Below are 14,576 nucleotides of genomic sequence, written 5' to 3'. Positions count from 1 at the left end.
AGAACGATAGTGTATCAGCCGTGAGGCTTGCGCAGGTAACGAACGGTGAAACCGGGAAAGCCGAGTACCAGGAACATGCAGGCGGAGATCGCGTAGAACTCCCAGGTCTGCGGGAAGCGGGTGCCGATGTTGGCTTCGAGCGTGAAGCCAAGCGCACCAACAACAAGATACAGCGCCGTCATTTCCAGCAGGCGGATGGCGAGCGGCTTGCGCTGCCATTTGCCGCCGACGATGGCGAAGATCCTGTCGTTGAAGAACGGCAGGTTGGCGGCCGCAATAGCAATTGCGATCACCAACCAGCCGGCGGTGGCGGTATCCATCAGGTGGCCAGGGTCACTTTGATGGCGGTCAGGCAGGCTGCCAGCAGCGGGCCAGGCAGGATGCCCAGTGCCACGATGGCCAGGCCGTTCAGGCTCAGCACCAGCTTGACGTCGCCGTAAGCGGCGATTGGGGTATTGTCGGCCGGCTCATCAAACCAGATGGCCTTGATCACGCGCAGGTAGTAGAACGCGCCGATCAGCGAGAACATCACCGCAAACACGGTCAGCCAGATCTGGCCGGTGCCCAGCACCGAGTTCAGTACGGCGAACTTGGCGGCAAAGCCCATCATCGGTGGCACGCCGGCCAGCGAGAACAGCAGGATGGTCATGACCACTGCGAACCAGCCGCTGCGCTTGCTCAGGCCTTTGAAGTCGGCGATGTTGTCGGCGTCGAAACCGGCGCGCGACAGCAGCATCAGCGTACCGAAGGTGCCAACGGTGGTCAGCACGTAGGTGATGACGTAGTACATGGCGCCGCTGTAAGCCGCAGCGATACCGCTGCGGTCGGTGGTGCCTGCCACGCCCGACAGCAGGCCCAGCAGCACGAAGCCGATTTGCGCGATGGTCGAGTACGCCAGCATACGCTTGATATTGGTCTGGGCGATCGCGGTGATGTTACCGATGGCCAGCGACAGCACGGCCAGCACCAGCAGCATCTGCTGCCAGTCGAATGCCATAGGCAGCAGGCCTTCCACCAGCAGGCGGATGCAGATGGCGAAGGTGGCGATCTTCGGCGCACCGCCCAGCAGCAGGGTCACTGCCGTCGGCGAACCGTCGTAGACGTCCGGTACCCACATATGGAATGGCACGGCGCCCAGTTTGAAGGCCAGGCCAGCCACCAGGAACACGATGCCGAATACCAGGATGGTCTTGTTGATGGTGCCGGCATCGATCGCTGCCGAGATGCCACGGATGTCCAGCGTGCCGGTCGCGCCGTACAGCATCGACATACCGTACAGCAGGAAGCCGGAAGCCAGGGCACCCAGGATGAAGTACTTCATCGCTGCTTCGGTGGCACGCACGTTATCGCGGCGCATCGCCACCAGTGCATACAGCGACAGCGACATCAGTTCCACGCCCAGGTAGATCGACAGGAAGTTCGAGCCGGAAATCATGATGAGCTGGCCCAGCATGGCGAACAGCGCCAGCACGTAGAACTCGCCGCCCAGGTTACCGCTCAGCATGCCACGGTCATCCGCGTACTGGCGCGAATACACCAGCGTCATGCCCACGGTCAGGTAGGTGAACAGTTTCAGCAGGTTGGCCATCGGATCGGAGACGAACATACCGTGGAAGGTATAGGTCGTCGCGCCCGAAGCGAAGTCGCAGTAGCTGAGGCCGGCGCACAGCACCAGCGTCAGCAGCGACAGCACGTAAGTGATCGAACGCTGTGCCTTGGACAGGAACATGTCGATCAGCAGGATGGCCGAGGCGCCGATCAGCACTGCGATCTCGGCGTAGACCGGGACCAGGTTGACGGCCTCTTGTATCATAGGTGTAGTCATTTATGTGTTTCCGTTCTTCTTAAGGCAGCTTGCTGTGTGCGACGTGTGCCAGCAGGTCAGCGACCGAGGTTTGCATCGTGTCGGTGAATGGTGCTGGGTACAGGCCCATGTACAGCGTGGCGACTGCCAGAATGCCCAGCATGAAGAATTCACGGCCGTTCAGGTCAACCAGTTCAGCCACATGGTGGTTGGTCACTTTACCGAAGATGACGCGCTTGGCCATCCACAGCGAGTACGCTGCGCCAAAGATCAGTGCGGTTGCTGCCAGCAGGCCGATCCAGAAGTTGAACTGGGTGGCGCCCAGGATCACCATGAACTCGCCGACGAAGCCGGAGGTAGCTGGCAGACCGCAGTTAGCCATCGAGAACAGGATGAAGAAGGCAGCGAAACGCGGCATCTTGTTGACCACACCACCGTAGTCAGCGATCTGACGCGAGTGGGCCTGGTCGTACAGTACGCCGATGCACAGGAACATCGCGCCCGACACGAAACCGTGCGAGATCATTTGCATGATGGCGCCCTGCACTGCCATGTTATTGAAGACGAAGAAGCCCAGGGTCACAAAGCCCATGTGCGCGATCGACGAGTAGGCGACCAGCTTTTTCATGTCTTTCTGTACCAGCGCCACCAGGCCGATGTAGATCACGGCGATCAGCGACAGGGTAATTACAAAGCCCGACAGGTAGTGCGATGCATCCGGCGTGATCGGCAGCGAGAAACGGATGAAACCGTACGCGCCCAGTTTCAGCATGATGGCGGCCAGCACGGCGGAACCGCCGGTTGGCGCTTCCACGTGGACGTCCGGCAGCCAGGTGTGAACCGGGAACATTGGCACTTTCACGGCAAACGCCATGAAGAAGGCGATGAAGATGAAGATCTGCTCTTTCATCGTCAGCGGCGTTTTGTGCCACTGCAGGATGTCCCAGCTACCGGTCTGGTTGTACAGGTAGACGATCGCCACCAGCGTCAGCAGCGAGCCGAAGAAGGTGTACAGGAAGAACTTGAACGACGCGTACACGCGGTTGTCGCCGCCCCAGATACCGATGATGATGTACATCGGGATCAGGGTCGCTTCAAAGAAGAAGTAGAACAGCAGGCCGTCCATGGCGCAGAACACACCGACCATCAGGCCGGACAGGATCAGGAACGCGCCCATGTACTGGGCTACGCGTTTCTGGATCACTTGCCAGGCCGAGATCACCACGATGATGGTGATGAAGGCGGTCAGCGGCACGAACCACAGCGACAGGCCGTCAATGCCCAGCGAGTAGAAGATGTTGAAGCGCTCGATCCACGGCGCTTTTTCCACGAACTGCATGCCGTGGGCGGCATTGCTGAAGTTGGTGATCAGCGGAATCGTCGCGCCGAAGCTGACGATCGAGCCGATCAACGCCAGCACGCGGCTAAAGCCGGCGTTGCTGTCGCGGCCTGTGGCCAGCACGATCAGGCCGAACAGGATCGGGAGCCAGATCGAGAGGCTCAGGTACGGAGGTAATGAAGATATTGTTGACATCATGGTTATCGTTATCTCTTTGCGTATCAGCTAATTAAGCGTGCCAAAACGGCAGGAAGTAGACCAGGAACCCCAGAATGCCGAGGATCATGACGAACGCATAGTGGTAGATGTAACCAGTCTGCGCCAGGCGGGTCAGCGAGGAGAACCAGCCGACTACTTTGGCGCTGCCGTTGACCAGCAGGCCGTCGATCAGGGTCTTGTCGCCGACATTCCACAAGCCGTTGCCCAGCAGGCGGGCGCCGCCTGCGAACACGATCTCGTTGAACTTGTCCATGTAGTACTTGTTGTCCAGCAGGGTATGGATCGCCTTGAACTTGGCGTAGAACCATGCCGGTACGCGTGGATTGATCATGTAGCAGTAGTACGAGAATGCGACACCAGCAATCGCCAGCCACAGTGGCACCGACGTCAGCGAGTGAATCGCCATCGCCACCGGACCGTGGTATTCCTCTGCCAGCAGTTCCATCGCCTTGTGGTTTTCGCCGATGAAGATGACGCCTTTGAAGAAGTCGCCGAACAGCATAGGGCCGATCGTCAGCGCGCCGATGATCACCGATGGGATGGCCAGCATCACCAGCGGGAACCAGACCACGAATGGCGACTCGTGCGGCTTCTGGCCTGGGGCCAGGCCGTGGTGGCCGTGATCGTCTTCCTCGTCGTGACCGTGGTCATCGTGGGCGTGGTCGTCGTGCGCGCCATGGGCGGCAGCCGGAGCGTGATGGTCGTCATGGCCGTGGGCATGCGCCTGGCCGAAACGCTCTTTACCGTGGAACACCAGGAAGTACATACGGAACGAGTAGAACGCGGTCACGAAGACACCTGCCAGTACGGCAAAGTTGGCAAAGCCTGCGCCCCAGATATGGGTCTCGGCCACGGCTTCGATGATCGAGTCTTTCGAGTAGAAGCCCGAGAAGAACGGCGTACCGATCAGCGCCAGCGAACCCAGCAGCGAAGTGATCCAGGTAATCGGCATGTATTTACGCAGACCACCCATGTTGCGGATGTCCTGGTCGTGGTGCATGCCAATGATGACCGAACCGGCGCCCAGGAACAGCAGCGCTTTGAAGAAGGCGTGGGTCATCAGGTGGAACACGGCCACCGAATAGGCCGACGAACCCAGTGCAACGGTCATGTAGCCCAGCTGCGACAGCGTCGAGTAAGCCACCACGCGTTTGATGTCGTTCTGGATGATGCCCAGGAAGCCCATGAACAGCGCGGTAATCGAACCGATCACCAGGATGAAGCTCAGCGCGGTGTCCGACAGTTCGAACAGCGGCGACATGCGCGACACCATGAAGATACCTGCGGTCACCATGGTGGCCGCGTGGATCAGTGCGGAGATCGGGGTAGGACCTTCCATCGAGTCCGGCAGCCATACGTGCAGCGGGAACTGCGCCGATTTACCCATCGCGCCGATGAACAGGCAGATACAGGCCACGGTCAGCAGCATCCAGTCGGTGCCTGGCAGGGTCAGTGCGGCCAGCGCTTCGCGCTTGGCAAACACGTCCTGGTAGTTCATCGAACCGGCATAGGCCAGCAGCAGGCCGATACCCAGGATGAAGCCAAAGTCACCCACACGGTTGACCAGGAAGGCCTTCATGTTGGCGAAGATCGCGGTCGGACGGGTGTACCAGAAACCGATCAGCAGGTAGGACACCAGGCCCACGGCTTCCCAGCCGAAGAACAGTTGCAGGAAGTTGTTCGACATCACCAGCATCAGCATGGAGAAGGTGAACAGCGAGATGTACGAGAAGAAGCGGTTGTAGCCTTCGTCTTCCGCCATGTAGCCGATGGTGTAGATGTGCACCATCAGCGACACAAAGGTCACCACGCACATCATCATCGCCGACAGCGAATCGATCTGGAAACCGACTTCCATCTTCATGCCAGCCACGGTCATCCAGTTATAGATGGTGCCGTTGAAGCTTGCGCCGTTGATCACATCATTCAGCGTCATTGCCGAAATGATGAATGCTACCAGCACGCCCAGGATGGTCGCCGCAGTCGAGGTCTTGCGACCGACTACGTTGCCGAAGAATTTAGTTCCTAACAAGCCTGCCACAGCGGCGCCCGCCAAGGGCGCCAGTGGTACGACTAGCAGGAGATTAGGGTTAAGTGTAACCGCCATGATGAACCTTAATCGTTATTTTTCGAGAGGTTTTAAATTAGCCCTTCAGGCTGTCCAGGTCTTCTACGTTGATGGTGTCCAGATTACGGAACAGCACCACCAGGATCGCGAGGCCGATTGCCGATTCGGCGGCCGCCACGGTCAGAATGAAGAAGACAAAGATCTGCCCTGCCGCATCACCGAGGTAATGCGAGAACGCGATGAAGTTCATATTCACTGCCAGCAGCATCAGTTCGATGGCCATCAGCAGGATGATGATGTTCTTGCGGTTCAGGAAAATACCCACGATCGAGATCGCGAACAGGATCGCGCCCAGAACGAGGTAGTGAGCCAGGGATAAAGTCATGGTGCCTCCTTAACTTCAGTTTCGGCCTGGCCACGGGTGGTGACCGGGTCGATCTTGACGATCTTCAGACGGTCATTGCGCTTGACGCGCACGGCGTCGGCTGGGTCGAAGTGTTTGGTGTCCTTGCGCTTGCGCAGGGTCAGCGCTACGGCTGCAATGATCGCGACCAGCAGAATGGCGGCGGCAATCTCAAAGCCGTAGATGTATTTGGTGTAGATCAGCATGCCCAGTTCCTTGGTGCCGCCGATATTGCCGGCTGCAACAGCTTGCTGGTCGAACGACAGGAACGAGCGCCACAGCACGGCGGCCATTTCCAGCACGATCACCACGCCGACCAGCGAAGCGACCGGCAAGTAGCTCCAGAAGCCTTCGCGCAGTTTCTCGGTGTCGATGTCCAGCATCATCACCACGAACAGGAACAGCACCATCACGGCGCCGACGTAGACCAGCACCAGCACGATGGCCAGGAACTCGGCCTCCAGCAGCATCCAGATGCCGGCGGCGTTGAAGAACGCCAGCACCAGGAACAGTGCTGCGTGCACCGGGTTGCGGGCCGTAATTACGCGCGTCGAGGCCAATACCATGATGGCCGCGAAGACGTAGAACAAAGCAGTTTTAAATTCCATAACTAACCCAAGAGACGTACAGTTTATTGATCACATCACTGAAGCGGGCCGCACCGAAGCTTGGCCCGCATGCCTCAGCGATAAGGAGCGTCGGCTGCGCGCGCTGCGGCGATATCGTCTTCGTAACGATCGCCAACGGCCAGCAGCATCTCTTTCGTGTAGTACAGATCGCCGCGTTTTTCGCCGTGGTATTCCAGCACATGCGTTTCAACGATCGAATCCACCGGGCACGACTCTTCGCAGAAACCGCAGAAGATGCACTTGGTCAGGTCGATGTCGTAACGCGTGGTACGGCGCGAACCGTCGTCACGCTGTTCCGATTCGATGGTAATTGCCATCGCCGGGCACACTGCTTCGCACAGTTTGCAGGCGATGCAGCGCTCTTCGCCATTCGGATAGCGGCGCAGCGCATGCAGACCGCGGAAGCGCGGCGACATAGGCGTCTTCTCTTCCGGATACTGCACCGTGATCTTGCGCGAGAACATGTACTTGCCCGTCAGCGCCATCCCTTTGATCAGCTCGGTCAGCATGAAGCTGCTGACGAAATCTTTTAATCGTTCCATTTTCTTTAATCCTTACTTCCAGATATTCCAGGAGGTCTGCATCCAGCCAGCAACCAGCACCAGCCACACCAGGGTCAGCGGGATGAACACTTTCCAGCCCAGACGCATGATCTGGTCGTAACGGTAGCGCGGGAAAGTACCACGCACCCAGATGAACACGGAGACCAGGAAGAACGCTTTGGCGAACAACCAGAAGAAGCCGCCGAAACCGCCCCAGAATTCCAGGAAGGCAAATGGCGCCGACCAGCCGCCCAGGAACATAATCGATGCCAGGGTCGCAATCAGGATCATGTTGGCGTATTCGGCCAGCATGAACATGGCGTAGGCCATACCCGAGTATTCCACCATGTGACCGGCAACGATCTCGGACTCGCCTTCCACCACGTCGAACGGGTGACGGTTGCACTCGGCCAGGCCGGAGGTCAGGTACACCACGAACAGCGGCAGCAGCGGCAGCCAGTTCCACGACAGGAAGTTGAGGCCATGCTCAACCATCATGCCCTTTTGCTGGGAAGCCACGATGTCGCCGAAGTTCAGCGAACCGGACACCATCAGCACGACCACCAGTACGAAGCCCATCGGGATTTCGTAGGAAATCATCTGTGCCGAGGCACGCATCGCGCCCATGAACGAGTACTTCGAGTTCGACGCCCAGCCGGCGATGATGATGCCGTAGACTTCCATCGAGGTAATCGCCATCAGCAGCAGCAGGCCGGCGTTGACGTTGGCCAGCACAGCTTCCGGACCAAACGGCACCACAGCCCAGCATGCCAGCGCCGGCATGATGGTCATGATCGGACCGATCACGAACAGGCCAGGGTTGGCCTTGGCCGGGGTAATGATCTCTTTGAACAGCAGTTTCAGCGCGTCAGCGATCGGCTGCAGCAGGCCCATCGGACCGACGCGGTTCGGACCCACACGAATCTGGATCCAGCCGATGAACTTACGTTCCCACAGGGTCAGGTAAGCAACCAGACCCATCAGTGGCAGCAGCACCACGATAATGCGGATCAGGGCCCAGACGACCGGCCACACAGGGCCGAGCACGCTGTTGGCGCCCAGGGTATTGATGGTAGTGACGAATTCAGGCAGCGCCATTATTTCACCTCTCCTGCTTTTTCAACGGTGATGGAGCCGAACATGCCGCCCAGTGCAGCGGTCGATGCGTGAGCAGCGGCCACGCGCACGGCGTTGGCTGGCAGTTTGGCATCGATAGCGGCGACCAGGATCGCACTGCCGGAACCTTGGCTGACCTTGACGCTGTCGCCCGCGGCCACACCCAGTTGCTGTGCCAGTGCGCTCGACAGGTGCGCTTTTGGCGCAGCCGCATCGGCCATCTTTTGCAGCGACTCGGCACGGCGCACAACGGCGTCGGCAAAGTAGATCGGGACGTCAGCGATACGCTCGGTGCCGGTCGACACGGCGGTCGCTGCAGTCAGCGCGACCTTGGTCACGTTGTTCAGCTTGGCCGAAACATCGGTCACGCCAGCGCCCAGTACTTCGTCGCGGATCGCTTCCGAGGTGTCGTAGTCAAAGCCCGACAGACCCAGGATGTTGCCCAGTACGCGCAGCACTTTCCACGCAGGACGGGTTTCCAGCAGCGGCTTGACGGTGCCGTTGAAGCTTTGTGCACGGCCTTCGGCGTTGACGAAGGTGCCTGAGGTTTCGCTAAATGGCGAAACCGGCAGCAGCACGTCAGCGTAGTCCAGACCATGTTTGTACGCCGACATCACTACCACCATCTCGGCTTTTTTCAGCGCGGCGGTAGCAGCTTGCGGGTTGTACGCATCCAGTTCCGGCTCGGCGTTCAGCAGCAGATAAGCCGACTTCGGTTCGGTGAACACTGGCACCTTGCCGCCGTTGGCGTTGACGATGTACGCGCCCACGGTGTTGGCCGCTTCGGTCAGGTAGCCCAGCTTGGCGCCAGTCTGTTCAGCGATCCACTGTGCAGCGGCGTGCAGCGCGCTGGCTTGCGGGTGCTGCGCAGCAGCGTTACCCAGCAACACAGCCTTGTTCTCGCCCGACAGCAGCGAAGCAGCAATGGCAGCAGCAGCATCGTTGGCTTGTACGCCTTCGAAGCCGGCCGGTGCAGCGATCTCTTTGGCTTTGGCGACAGCCACCACCACTTGCGACAGCGCCGACAGCCACTCCGACGGAGCAACGATCAGTTTGTTCGCGACGTTCATCAGCAGGTCGTCGTCGGTTGCGCTCAGCAGCGACAGCTTGGCGCCGCCCTTGACCGCGGTACGCAGACGGGTGGCCAGCAGCGGGTGATCCTTGCGCAGGAACGAGCCGATCACGAAGGCGCGGTTCAGCGCGCCAAATTCGGTGATCGACATGCCCAGCCATGGGGTCACGTCCAGCGCGAAATCGCTTTGACGCAGGCGGGTGTCCACGCTGTCCGAGCCCATGGCGCGGGTCAGCTTTTGCAGCAGGTGCAGTTCTTCCAGCGTCGAGTGCGGGGTCGCGATCGATGCCAGCGCGTTGGCGCCGTGTTCGTGCTTGATGTTTTTCAGGCCGTGCGCGACGTATTCCAGCGCGGTTTGCCAGTCGACTTCTTTCCACTCGCCGCCCTGCTTCAGCATCGGCTGGGTCAGACGGTCAGCGGTGTCCAGGCCTTCGTACGAGAAGCGGTCCTTGTCGGAAATCCAGCATTCGTTGACCGCATCATTTTCCAGCGGCAGCACGCGCTTGACCTTGCCGCCCTTGACCTGAACGATCAGGTTGGCGCCCAGGCCGTCGTGCGGCGAGACCGATTTGCGGCGCGACAGTTCCCACGAACGGGCGCTGTAACGGAATGGCTTCGAGGTCAGTGCGCCAACCGGGCACAGGTCGATCATATTGCCGGACATTTCCGAGTTGACGGTCTGGCCGACAAACGCGGTAATTTCGGAATGTTCGCCGCGGCCGATCATGCCCAGTTCCATCACGCCAGCCACTTCCTGGCCGAAACGTACGCAACGGGTGCACTGGATGCAGCGCGCCATCTCCTGCATGGAGACCAGCGGGCCGGCGTCTTTCGGCGCCACGACGCGCTTGTCTTCTTCGTAGCGCGACTCGCCCTTGCCGTAGCCGACTGCCAGATCCTGCAGCTGGCACTCGCCGCCCTGATCGCAGATCGGGCAGTCCAGTGGGTGGTTAATCAGCAGGAATTCCATCACCGACTTCTGTGCCTGCACGGCCTTGTCGGAAGCGGAGCGCACAATCATGCCGGCCGAGACCGGCGTTGCGCATGCTGGCAAAGGCTTAGGCGCCTTTTCCACTTCGACGAGGCACATACGGCAGTTTGCTGCGATCGACAATTTCTTGTGATAGCAGAAGTGCGGAATGTAGGTTCCCAATTTGTTGGCGGCGTCCATCACCATGCTACCAGCAGGGACTTCGACTTTTTTGCCGTCTATTTCGATTTCAACCATGGTGATCGTTACCTGTGACGCTTAGATGTAAGCGGGCACGCAGCATTGCTTGTGCTCGATGTGGTGTTCAAATTCTTCGCGGAATTGCTTGATGAACGCACGCATAGGCATTGCTGCCGCGTCGCCCAGCGCGCAAATCGTGCGGCCCTGGATGTTGTCGCAGATCGAGTTCAACACGTCCAGGTCCGACTTGCGGCCCTGACCGTTTTCGATACGGTGGATCATGCGGTACATCCAGCCGGTACCTTCACGGCACGGGGTGCACTGACCGCACGACTCTTCAAAGTAGAAGTACGCCAGACGTTCCATGGCCTTGACCATGCAGCGGGTTTCGTCCATGACGATGACCGCGCCCGAACCCAGCATCGAACCCGCCTTGGCGATCGAATCGTAGTCGAGGTCGGTTTGCATCATGATCTCGCCGCGGATCACCGGCGCGGACGAACCGCCAGGGATCACTGCCTTGATCTTTTTGCCGCCGCGCATGCCGCCTGCCAGTTCCAGCAGTTTGGCGAACGGCGTGCCCAGTGGCACCTCGTAGTTGCCCGGACGCTCAACGTCGCCCGAGATCGAGAAGATCTTCGAGCCGCCATTGTTCGGACGGCCAATCGCCAGGTACTTCTCCGGGCCCATGTTCAGGATGAACGGTACCGCTGCGAAGGTTTCCGTGTTGTTGATGGTGGTCGGCTTGCCGTACAGGCCGAACGACGCCGGGAATGGCGGCTTGAAGCGCGGCTGGCCTTTTTTGCCTTCCAGCGATTCCAGCAGCGCAGTTTCTTCGCCGCAGATGTAAGCGCCATAACCATGGTGCGCGTGCAGCTGGAAGCTGAACTCGCTGCCGAGGATCTTGTCGCCCAGGAAGCCGGCGGCACGCGCCTCTTCCAGCGCTTCTTCAAAGCGCAGGTATTCCTGGAAGATCTCGCCGTGGATATAGTTGTAGCCCACCGTAATGCCCATCGCGTACGCACCGATGGCCATGCCTTCGATCAGCGCATGCGGGTTGTAGCGGATGATGTCGCGGTCCTTGAAAGTGCCCGGCTCGCCCTCATCTGTATTGCAGACCAGGTACTTCTGGCCCGGGAACTGGCGCGGCATGAAGCTCCACTTCAGGCCGGTAGGGAAACCTGCACCACCACGGCCGCGCAGCGACGACGCTTTGAGGTCGGCGATGATTTGTTCCGGGGTGATTTTTTCTTCGATGATACGGCGCAGCGCGCTGTAGCCACCGCGTTTGACGTAGTCTTCCAGATGCCAGTTATCGCCATTCAGGCCGGCCAGGATGACGGGATCAATGTGTCGGTCGTGGAGTGACGTCATTTCTTGAGTTCCTCCACGAGGGAGTCAATTTTGTCGTTGGACATGAAGCTGCACATGCGGTGATTGTTCACCAGCAGCACCGGTGCGTCGCCGCAGGCGCCCATGCACTCGCCTTCCATCAGCGTGAACTCGCCGTCTGCCGTGGTGTCACGGTAGTCGATGCCCAGCTTCTGTTTCAGGTGGTGCGCCGCGCGCTCGCCACCCGACAGGGCGCAAGGCAGGTTGGTGCACACGGTGATCTTGTGCTTACCAACTGGCTTCAGGTTGTACATATTGTAGAAGGTCGCGACTTCCTGCACGGCGATGGCCGGCATGCGGATGTAGTCAGCCAGTTCCTGCATGGTTTCAGGCGAGACCCAGCCCAGTTCAACCTGGGCGTGCGCCAGCGCGGCCATCACGGCCGATTGGCGCTGATCGTCTGGGTACTTGGCCAGCTCGCGATCGATTTTTTTGTAGCACTGCTCAGATAACAACATTCTTTTGCCTCTCGGACTTAGCGGTCAATACTGCCGAACACGATGTCTTGCGTGCCAATGATGGTCACAGCGTCGGCAATCATGTGGCCACGCGCCATTTCATCCAGCGACTGCAAGTGTGCGTAGTCTGGAGCGCGCAGTTTCACGCGGTATGGCTTGTTGGCGCCATCGGACATCAGGTAGACGCCGAATTCGCCCTTCGGATGCTCCACCGCCGCATAAGCCTCGCCCGGCGGCACGTGGAAGCCCTCGGTGAACAGCTTGAAGTGGTGGATCAGCGATTCCATATTGGTCTTCATGTCCACGCGCGATGGCGGCGCCACCTTGCGGTTGCTGGTCATGACCGGACCTGGATTGTTGCGCAGCCATTCAACGCACTGCTTGATGATCTTGTTCGACTGGCGCAGTTCTTCCACGCGGACCAGGTAGCGGTCGTAGCAGTCGCCATTGGTGCCGATCGGAATATCGAAGTCCATCAGGTCGTACACTTCGTACGGCTGGTGCTTGCGCAAGTCCCACTGGATACCCGAACCGCGCAGCATGGCGCCGGTGAAGCCCATGGCCAGTGCATCTTCCGGCGCCACCACGCCGATGCCGACGGTCCGCTGTTTCCAGATACGGTTGTCGGTCAGCAGGGTTTCGTATTCGTCGACATAGGTCGGGAAACGGTTGGTGAAGGACTCGATGAAGTCCAGCATCGAACCCTGGCGGTCCTTGTTCAGGTTATCGATGGCCTTGGCCGAACGGATGATCGATGGCTTGTGCTGCGGCATGCTGTCCGGCAGGTCGCGGTAGACGCCGCCCGGACGGTAGTAGGCTGCGTGCATGCGCGCGCCCGACACCGCTTCGTAGCAGTCGAACAGGTCTTCACGGTCGCGGAAGCAGTACAGGAACGGGCCCATGGCGCCGACGTCCAGCGCGTGCGCGCCCAGCCACATCAGGTGGTTCAGAATACGGGTGATCTCATCGAACATCACGCGGATGTACTGCGCGCGCAGCGGCACGTCGATACCCAGCATTTTTTCGATGGCCATGACGTAGGCGTGCTCGTTGCACATCATCGACACGTAGTCCAGGCGGTCCATATACGGTACCGACTGCAGGTAGGTCTTTTGTTCCGCCAGCTTTTCGGTGCCGCGGTGCAGCAGGCCGATGTGCGGGTCAGCACGCTGGATCACCTCGCCGTCCAGCTCCAGCACCAGGCGCAGCACGCCGTGCGCGGCCGGGTGTTGTGGACCGAAGTTCAGGGTGTAGTTCTTAATTTCTGCCATGTTCTTACTTCCCGTAGTTTTCTTCGCGGATCACACGTGGCACGTTTTCACGTGGCTCGATCGTGACCGGCTGGTAGACCACGCGCTTCTGCTCGGGGTCGTAGCGCATTTCGACATAGCCCGATACCGGGAAGTCTTTGCGGAACGGGTGGCCGATGAAACCATAGTCGGTCAGGATGCGGCGCAGGTCGTTGTGGTTCTCGAACAGGATGCCGTACATGTCGAACGCTTCGCGCTCGTACCAGTTGACGGCACGCCACAGCGGCGTCACCGACGGCAGCAAAGGCATGTCGTCGTCGGCGCAGAATGCGCGCACGCGCACCCGCCAGTTGTGCTTTACCGACAGCAAATGGACGACCACAGCAAAACGCTGGCCGTCCCAGGCGCCGTCGCCATAGTTCAGGTAGTCCACGCCGCACAGGTCGATCGCCTGATCGAAACCCAGCGTTGCATCATCGCGCAGCGTCTGCATGACGCCGTAGTAGTCGGCGCCCTTCACTTCCAGCGTGATTTCGCCCAGCGCAACGATGGTAGTAACGCGATCGCCCAGGGCAGTGCCGAGGGCGGTTTGGAGTTTTTCCAGATGAGTAGTCATTTCTTGTAGCGCCCCCGTTAGCGTGCGATGGTGTTGGTGCGCTTGATCTTGTTCTGCAGCTGCATGATGCCGTACAACAGGGCTTCAGCAGTTGGAGGACAGCCTGGCACGTACACGTCGACCGGCACAATCCGGTCGCAGCCGCGAACCACGGAGTAGGAGTAGTGATAGTAGCCGCCGCCGTTGGCGCAGGAACCCATCGAGATGACCCAGCGTGGCTCTGGCATCTGGTCGTAGACCTTGCGCAGTGCCGGGGCCATCTTGTTGCACAGCGTGCCGGCCACGATCATCACGTCGGACTGACGTGGCGATGGACGGAACACCACGCCGAAGCGGTCCATGTCGTAACGGGCTGCGCCCACGTGCATCATTTCAACCGCGCAGCAGGCCAGACCGAACGTCATCGGGAACATCGAACCCGTACGCGCCCAGTTGATCAGCTTGTCGGCCGAGGTGGTGATGAAACCTTCGTTTAATACGCCTTCAATAGCCATGGC

14 protein-coding genes are annotated in these 14,576 nt (G+C 59.7%); all 14 read right to left on the bottom strand.

Features of this window, described 5'->3' with window-relative positions; translation table 11 throughout:
* Nucleotides 1–14: 14 nt before the first annotated feature.
* The 14 genes from GTP58_RS02850 to GTP58_RS02785 all read right to left on the bottom strand — a co-directional run bounded on the left by GTP58_RS02850 (nucleotide 15) and on the right by GTP58_RS02785 (nucleotide 14,573).
* Entirely contained in the window at nucleotides 15–320 is a 306-nt protein-coding gene (locus GTP58_RS02850) for a DUF2818 family protein (RefSeq protein WP_072780598.1), read from the bottom strand.
* Entirely contained in the window at nucleotides 320–1,825 is a 1,506-nt protein-coding gene (gene nuoN / locus GTP58_RS02845; protein WP_072780599.1) for an NADH-quinone oxidoreductase subunit NuoN, read from the bottom strand. The genes GTP58_RS02850 and nuoN overlap by 1 nt, the downstream gene beginning before the upstream one ends.
* Nucleotides 1,826–1,844: 19 nt before the next feature.
* On the bottom strand, nucleotides 1,845–3,341 hold the full coding sequence (locus GTP58_RS02840) for an NADH-quinone oxidoreductase subunit M (protein ID WP_161076184.1): 1,497 nt from the start codon (nucleotides 3,339–3,341) through the stop codon (nucleotides 1,845–1,847).
* Nucleotides 3,342–3,372: 31 nt separating this feature from the next.
* The gene (gene nuoL / locus GTP58_RS02835) at nucleotides 3,373–5,469 is read right to left on the bottom strand and encodes an NADH-quinone oxidoreductase subunit L (RefSeq protein WP_161076183.1); all 2,097 of its coding nucleotides are present in this window, start codon (nucleotides 5,467–5,469) and stop codon (nucleotides 3,373–3,375) included.
* Between the two features lie 37 nt (nucleotides 5,470–5,506).
* Nucleotides 5,507–5,815 (bottom strand): NADH-quinone oxidoreductase subunit NuoK, encoded by a 309-nt coding sequence (nuoK, locus tag GTP58_RS02830; RefSeq protein ID WP_072780604.1) that lies wholly within the window; start codon nucleotides 5,813–5,815, stop codon nucleotides 5,507–5,509.
* Nucleotides 5,812–6,441: an NADH-quinone oxidoreductase subunit J gene (locus GTP58_RS02825; RefSeq protein WP_072780606.1), complete on the bottom strand. Its 630-nt coding sequence runs from the start codon at nucleotides 6,439–6,441 to the stop codon at nucleotides 5,812–5,814. The genes nuoK and GTP58_RS02825 overlap by 4 nt, the downstream gene beginning before the upstream one ends.
* Before the next feature lie 74 nt (nucleotides 6,442–6,515).
* Nucleotides 6,516–7,004 (bottom strand): NADH-quinone oxidoreductase subunit NuoI, encoded by a 489-nt coding sequence (gene nuoI / locus GTP58_RS02820; protein WP_154373036.1) that lies wholly within the window; start codon nucleotides 7,002–7,004, stop codon nucleotides 6,516–6,518.
* A 12-nt stretch (nucleotides 7,005–7,016) separates the two neighbouring features.
* Nucleotides 7,017–8,102 carry an NADH-quinone oxidoreductase subunit NuoH gene (gene nuoH / locus GTP58_RS02815; RefSeq protein ID WP_161076182.1) on the bottom strand — a complete coding sequence of 362 codons (1,086 nt, stop codon included), beginning with the start codon at nucleotides 8,100–8,102 and terminating at the stop codon, nucleotides 7,017–7,019.
* Nucleotides 8,102–10,420 (bottom strand): NADH-quinone oxidoreductase subunit NuoG, encoded by a 2,319-nt coding sequence (nuoG, locus tag GTP58_RS02810; RefSeq protein ID WP_161076181.1) that lies wholly within the window; start codon nucleotides 10,418–10,420, stop codon nucleotides 8,102–8,104. The genes nuoH and nuoG overlap by 1 nt, the downstream gene beginning before the upstream one ends.
* 21 nt (nucleotides 10,421–10,441) lie before the next feature.
* A complete protein-coding gene (nuoF, locus tag GTP58_RS02805; protein ID WP_161076180.1) occupies nucleotides 10,442–11,737 on the bottom strand; it encodes an NADH-quinone oxidoreductase subunit NuoF in 1,296 nt (431 codons plus the stop codon).
* The gene (gene nuoE, locus GTP58_RS02800) at nucleotides 11,734–12,213 is read right to left on the bottom strand and encodes an NADH-quinone oxidoreductase subunit NuoE (RefSeq protein WP_072780611.1); all 480 of its coding nucleotides are present in this window, start codon (nucleotides 12,211–12,213) and stop codon (nucleotides 11,734–11,736) included. The genes nuoF and nuoE overlap by 4 nt, the downstream gene beginning before the upstream one ends.
* A 17-nt stretch (nucleotides 12,214–12,230) precedes the next feature.
* Entirely contained in the window at nucleotides 12,231–13,484 is a 1,254-nt protein-coding gene (locus GTP58_RS02795; protein WP_161076179.1) for an NADH-quinone oxidoreductase subunit D, read from the bottom strand.
* 4 nt (nucleotides 13,485–13,488) lie between these two features.
* Entirely contained in the window at nucleotides 13,489–14,079 is a 591-nt protein-coding gene (locus GTP58_RS02790) for an NADH-quinone oxidoreductase subunit C (protein ID WP_161076178.1), read from the bottom strand.
* 17 nt (nucleotides 14,080–14,096) lie between these two features.
* Nucleotides 14,097–14,573, bottom strand: a complete 477-nt coding sequence (locus GTP58_RS02785; protein WP_008450353.1) for an NADH-quinone oxidoreductase subunit B family protein — start codon at nucleotides 14,571–14,573, stop codon at nucleotides 14,097–14,099.
* Nucleotides 14,574–14,576: the final 3 nt, after the last annotated feature.

Source organism: Duganella sp. CY15W (assembly GCF_009857555.1).
Classification (GTDB): Bacteria; Pseudomonadota; Gammaproteobacteria; order Burkholderiales; family Burkholderiaceae_D; genus Rugamonas; species Rugamonas sacchari.
The sequence above is the reverse complement of the archived record's forward strand: the minus strand, read 5'-3'. Positions and strand labels throughout refer to the sequence as shown.

Excerpts from the sequence above, each read along its gene's own strand:
- GTP58_RS02850 (WP_072780598.1), bottom strand. The coding sequence starts at position 320 with ATGGATACCGCCACCGCCGGCTGGTTGGTGATCGCAATTGCTATTGCG.
- nuoN (WP_072780599.1), bottom strand. The coding sequence starts at position 1,825 with ATGACTACACCTATGATACAAGAGGCCGTCAACCTGGTCCCGGTCTAC.
- GTP58_RS02840 (WP_161076184.1), bottom strand. The coding sequence starts at position 3,341 with ATGATGTCAACAATATCTTCATTACCTCCGTACCTGAGCCTCTCGATC.
- nuoL (WP_161076183.1), bottom strand. The coding sequence starts at position 5,469 with ATGGCGGTTACACTTAACCCTAATCTCCTGCTAGTCGTACCACTGGCG.
- nuoK (WP_072780604.1), bottom strand. The coding sequence starts at position 5,815 with ATGACTTTATCCCTGGCTCACTACCTCGTTCTGGGCGCGATCCTGTTC.
- GTP58_RS02825 (WP_072780606.1), bottom strand. The coding sequence starts at position 6,441 with ATGGAATTTAAAACTGCTTTGTTCTACGTCTTCGCGGCCATCATGGTA.
- nuoI (WP_154373036.1), bottom strand. The coding sequence starts at position 7,004 with ATGGAACGATTAAAAGATTTCGTCAGCAGCTTCATGCTGACCGAGCTG.
- nuoH (WP_161076182.1), bottom strand. The coding sequence starts at position 8,102 with ATGGCGCTGCCTGAATTCGTCACTACCATCAATACCCTGGGCGCCAAC.
- nuoG (WP_161076181.1), bottom strand. The coding sequence starts at position 10,420 with ATGGTTGAAATCGAAATAGACGGCAAAAAAGTCGAAGTCCCTGCTGGT.
- nuoF (WP_161076180.1), bottom strand. The coding sequence starts at position 11,737 with ATGACGTCACTCCACGACCGACACATTGATCCCGTCATCCTGGCCGGC.
- nuoE (WP_072780611.1), bottom strand. The coding sequence starts at position 12,213 with ATGTTGTTATCTGAGCAGTGCTACAAAAAAATCGATCGCGAGCTGGCC.
- GTP58_RS02795 (WP_161076179.1), bottom strand. The coding sequence starts at position 13,484 with ATGGCAGAAATTAAGAACTACACCCTGAACTTCGGTCCACAACACCCG.
- GTP58_RS02790 (WP_161076178.1), bottom strand. The coding sequence starts at position 14,079 with ATGACTACTCATCTGGAAAAACTCCAAACCGCCCTCGGCACTGCCCTG.
- GTP58_RS02785 (WP_008450353.1), bottom strand. The coding sequence starts at position 14,573 with ATGGCTATTGAAGGCGTATTAAACGAAGGTTTCATCACCACCTCGGCC.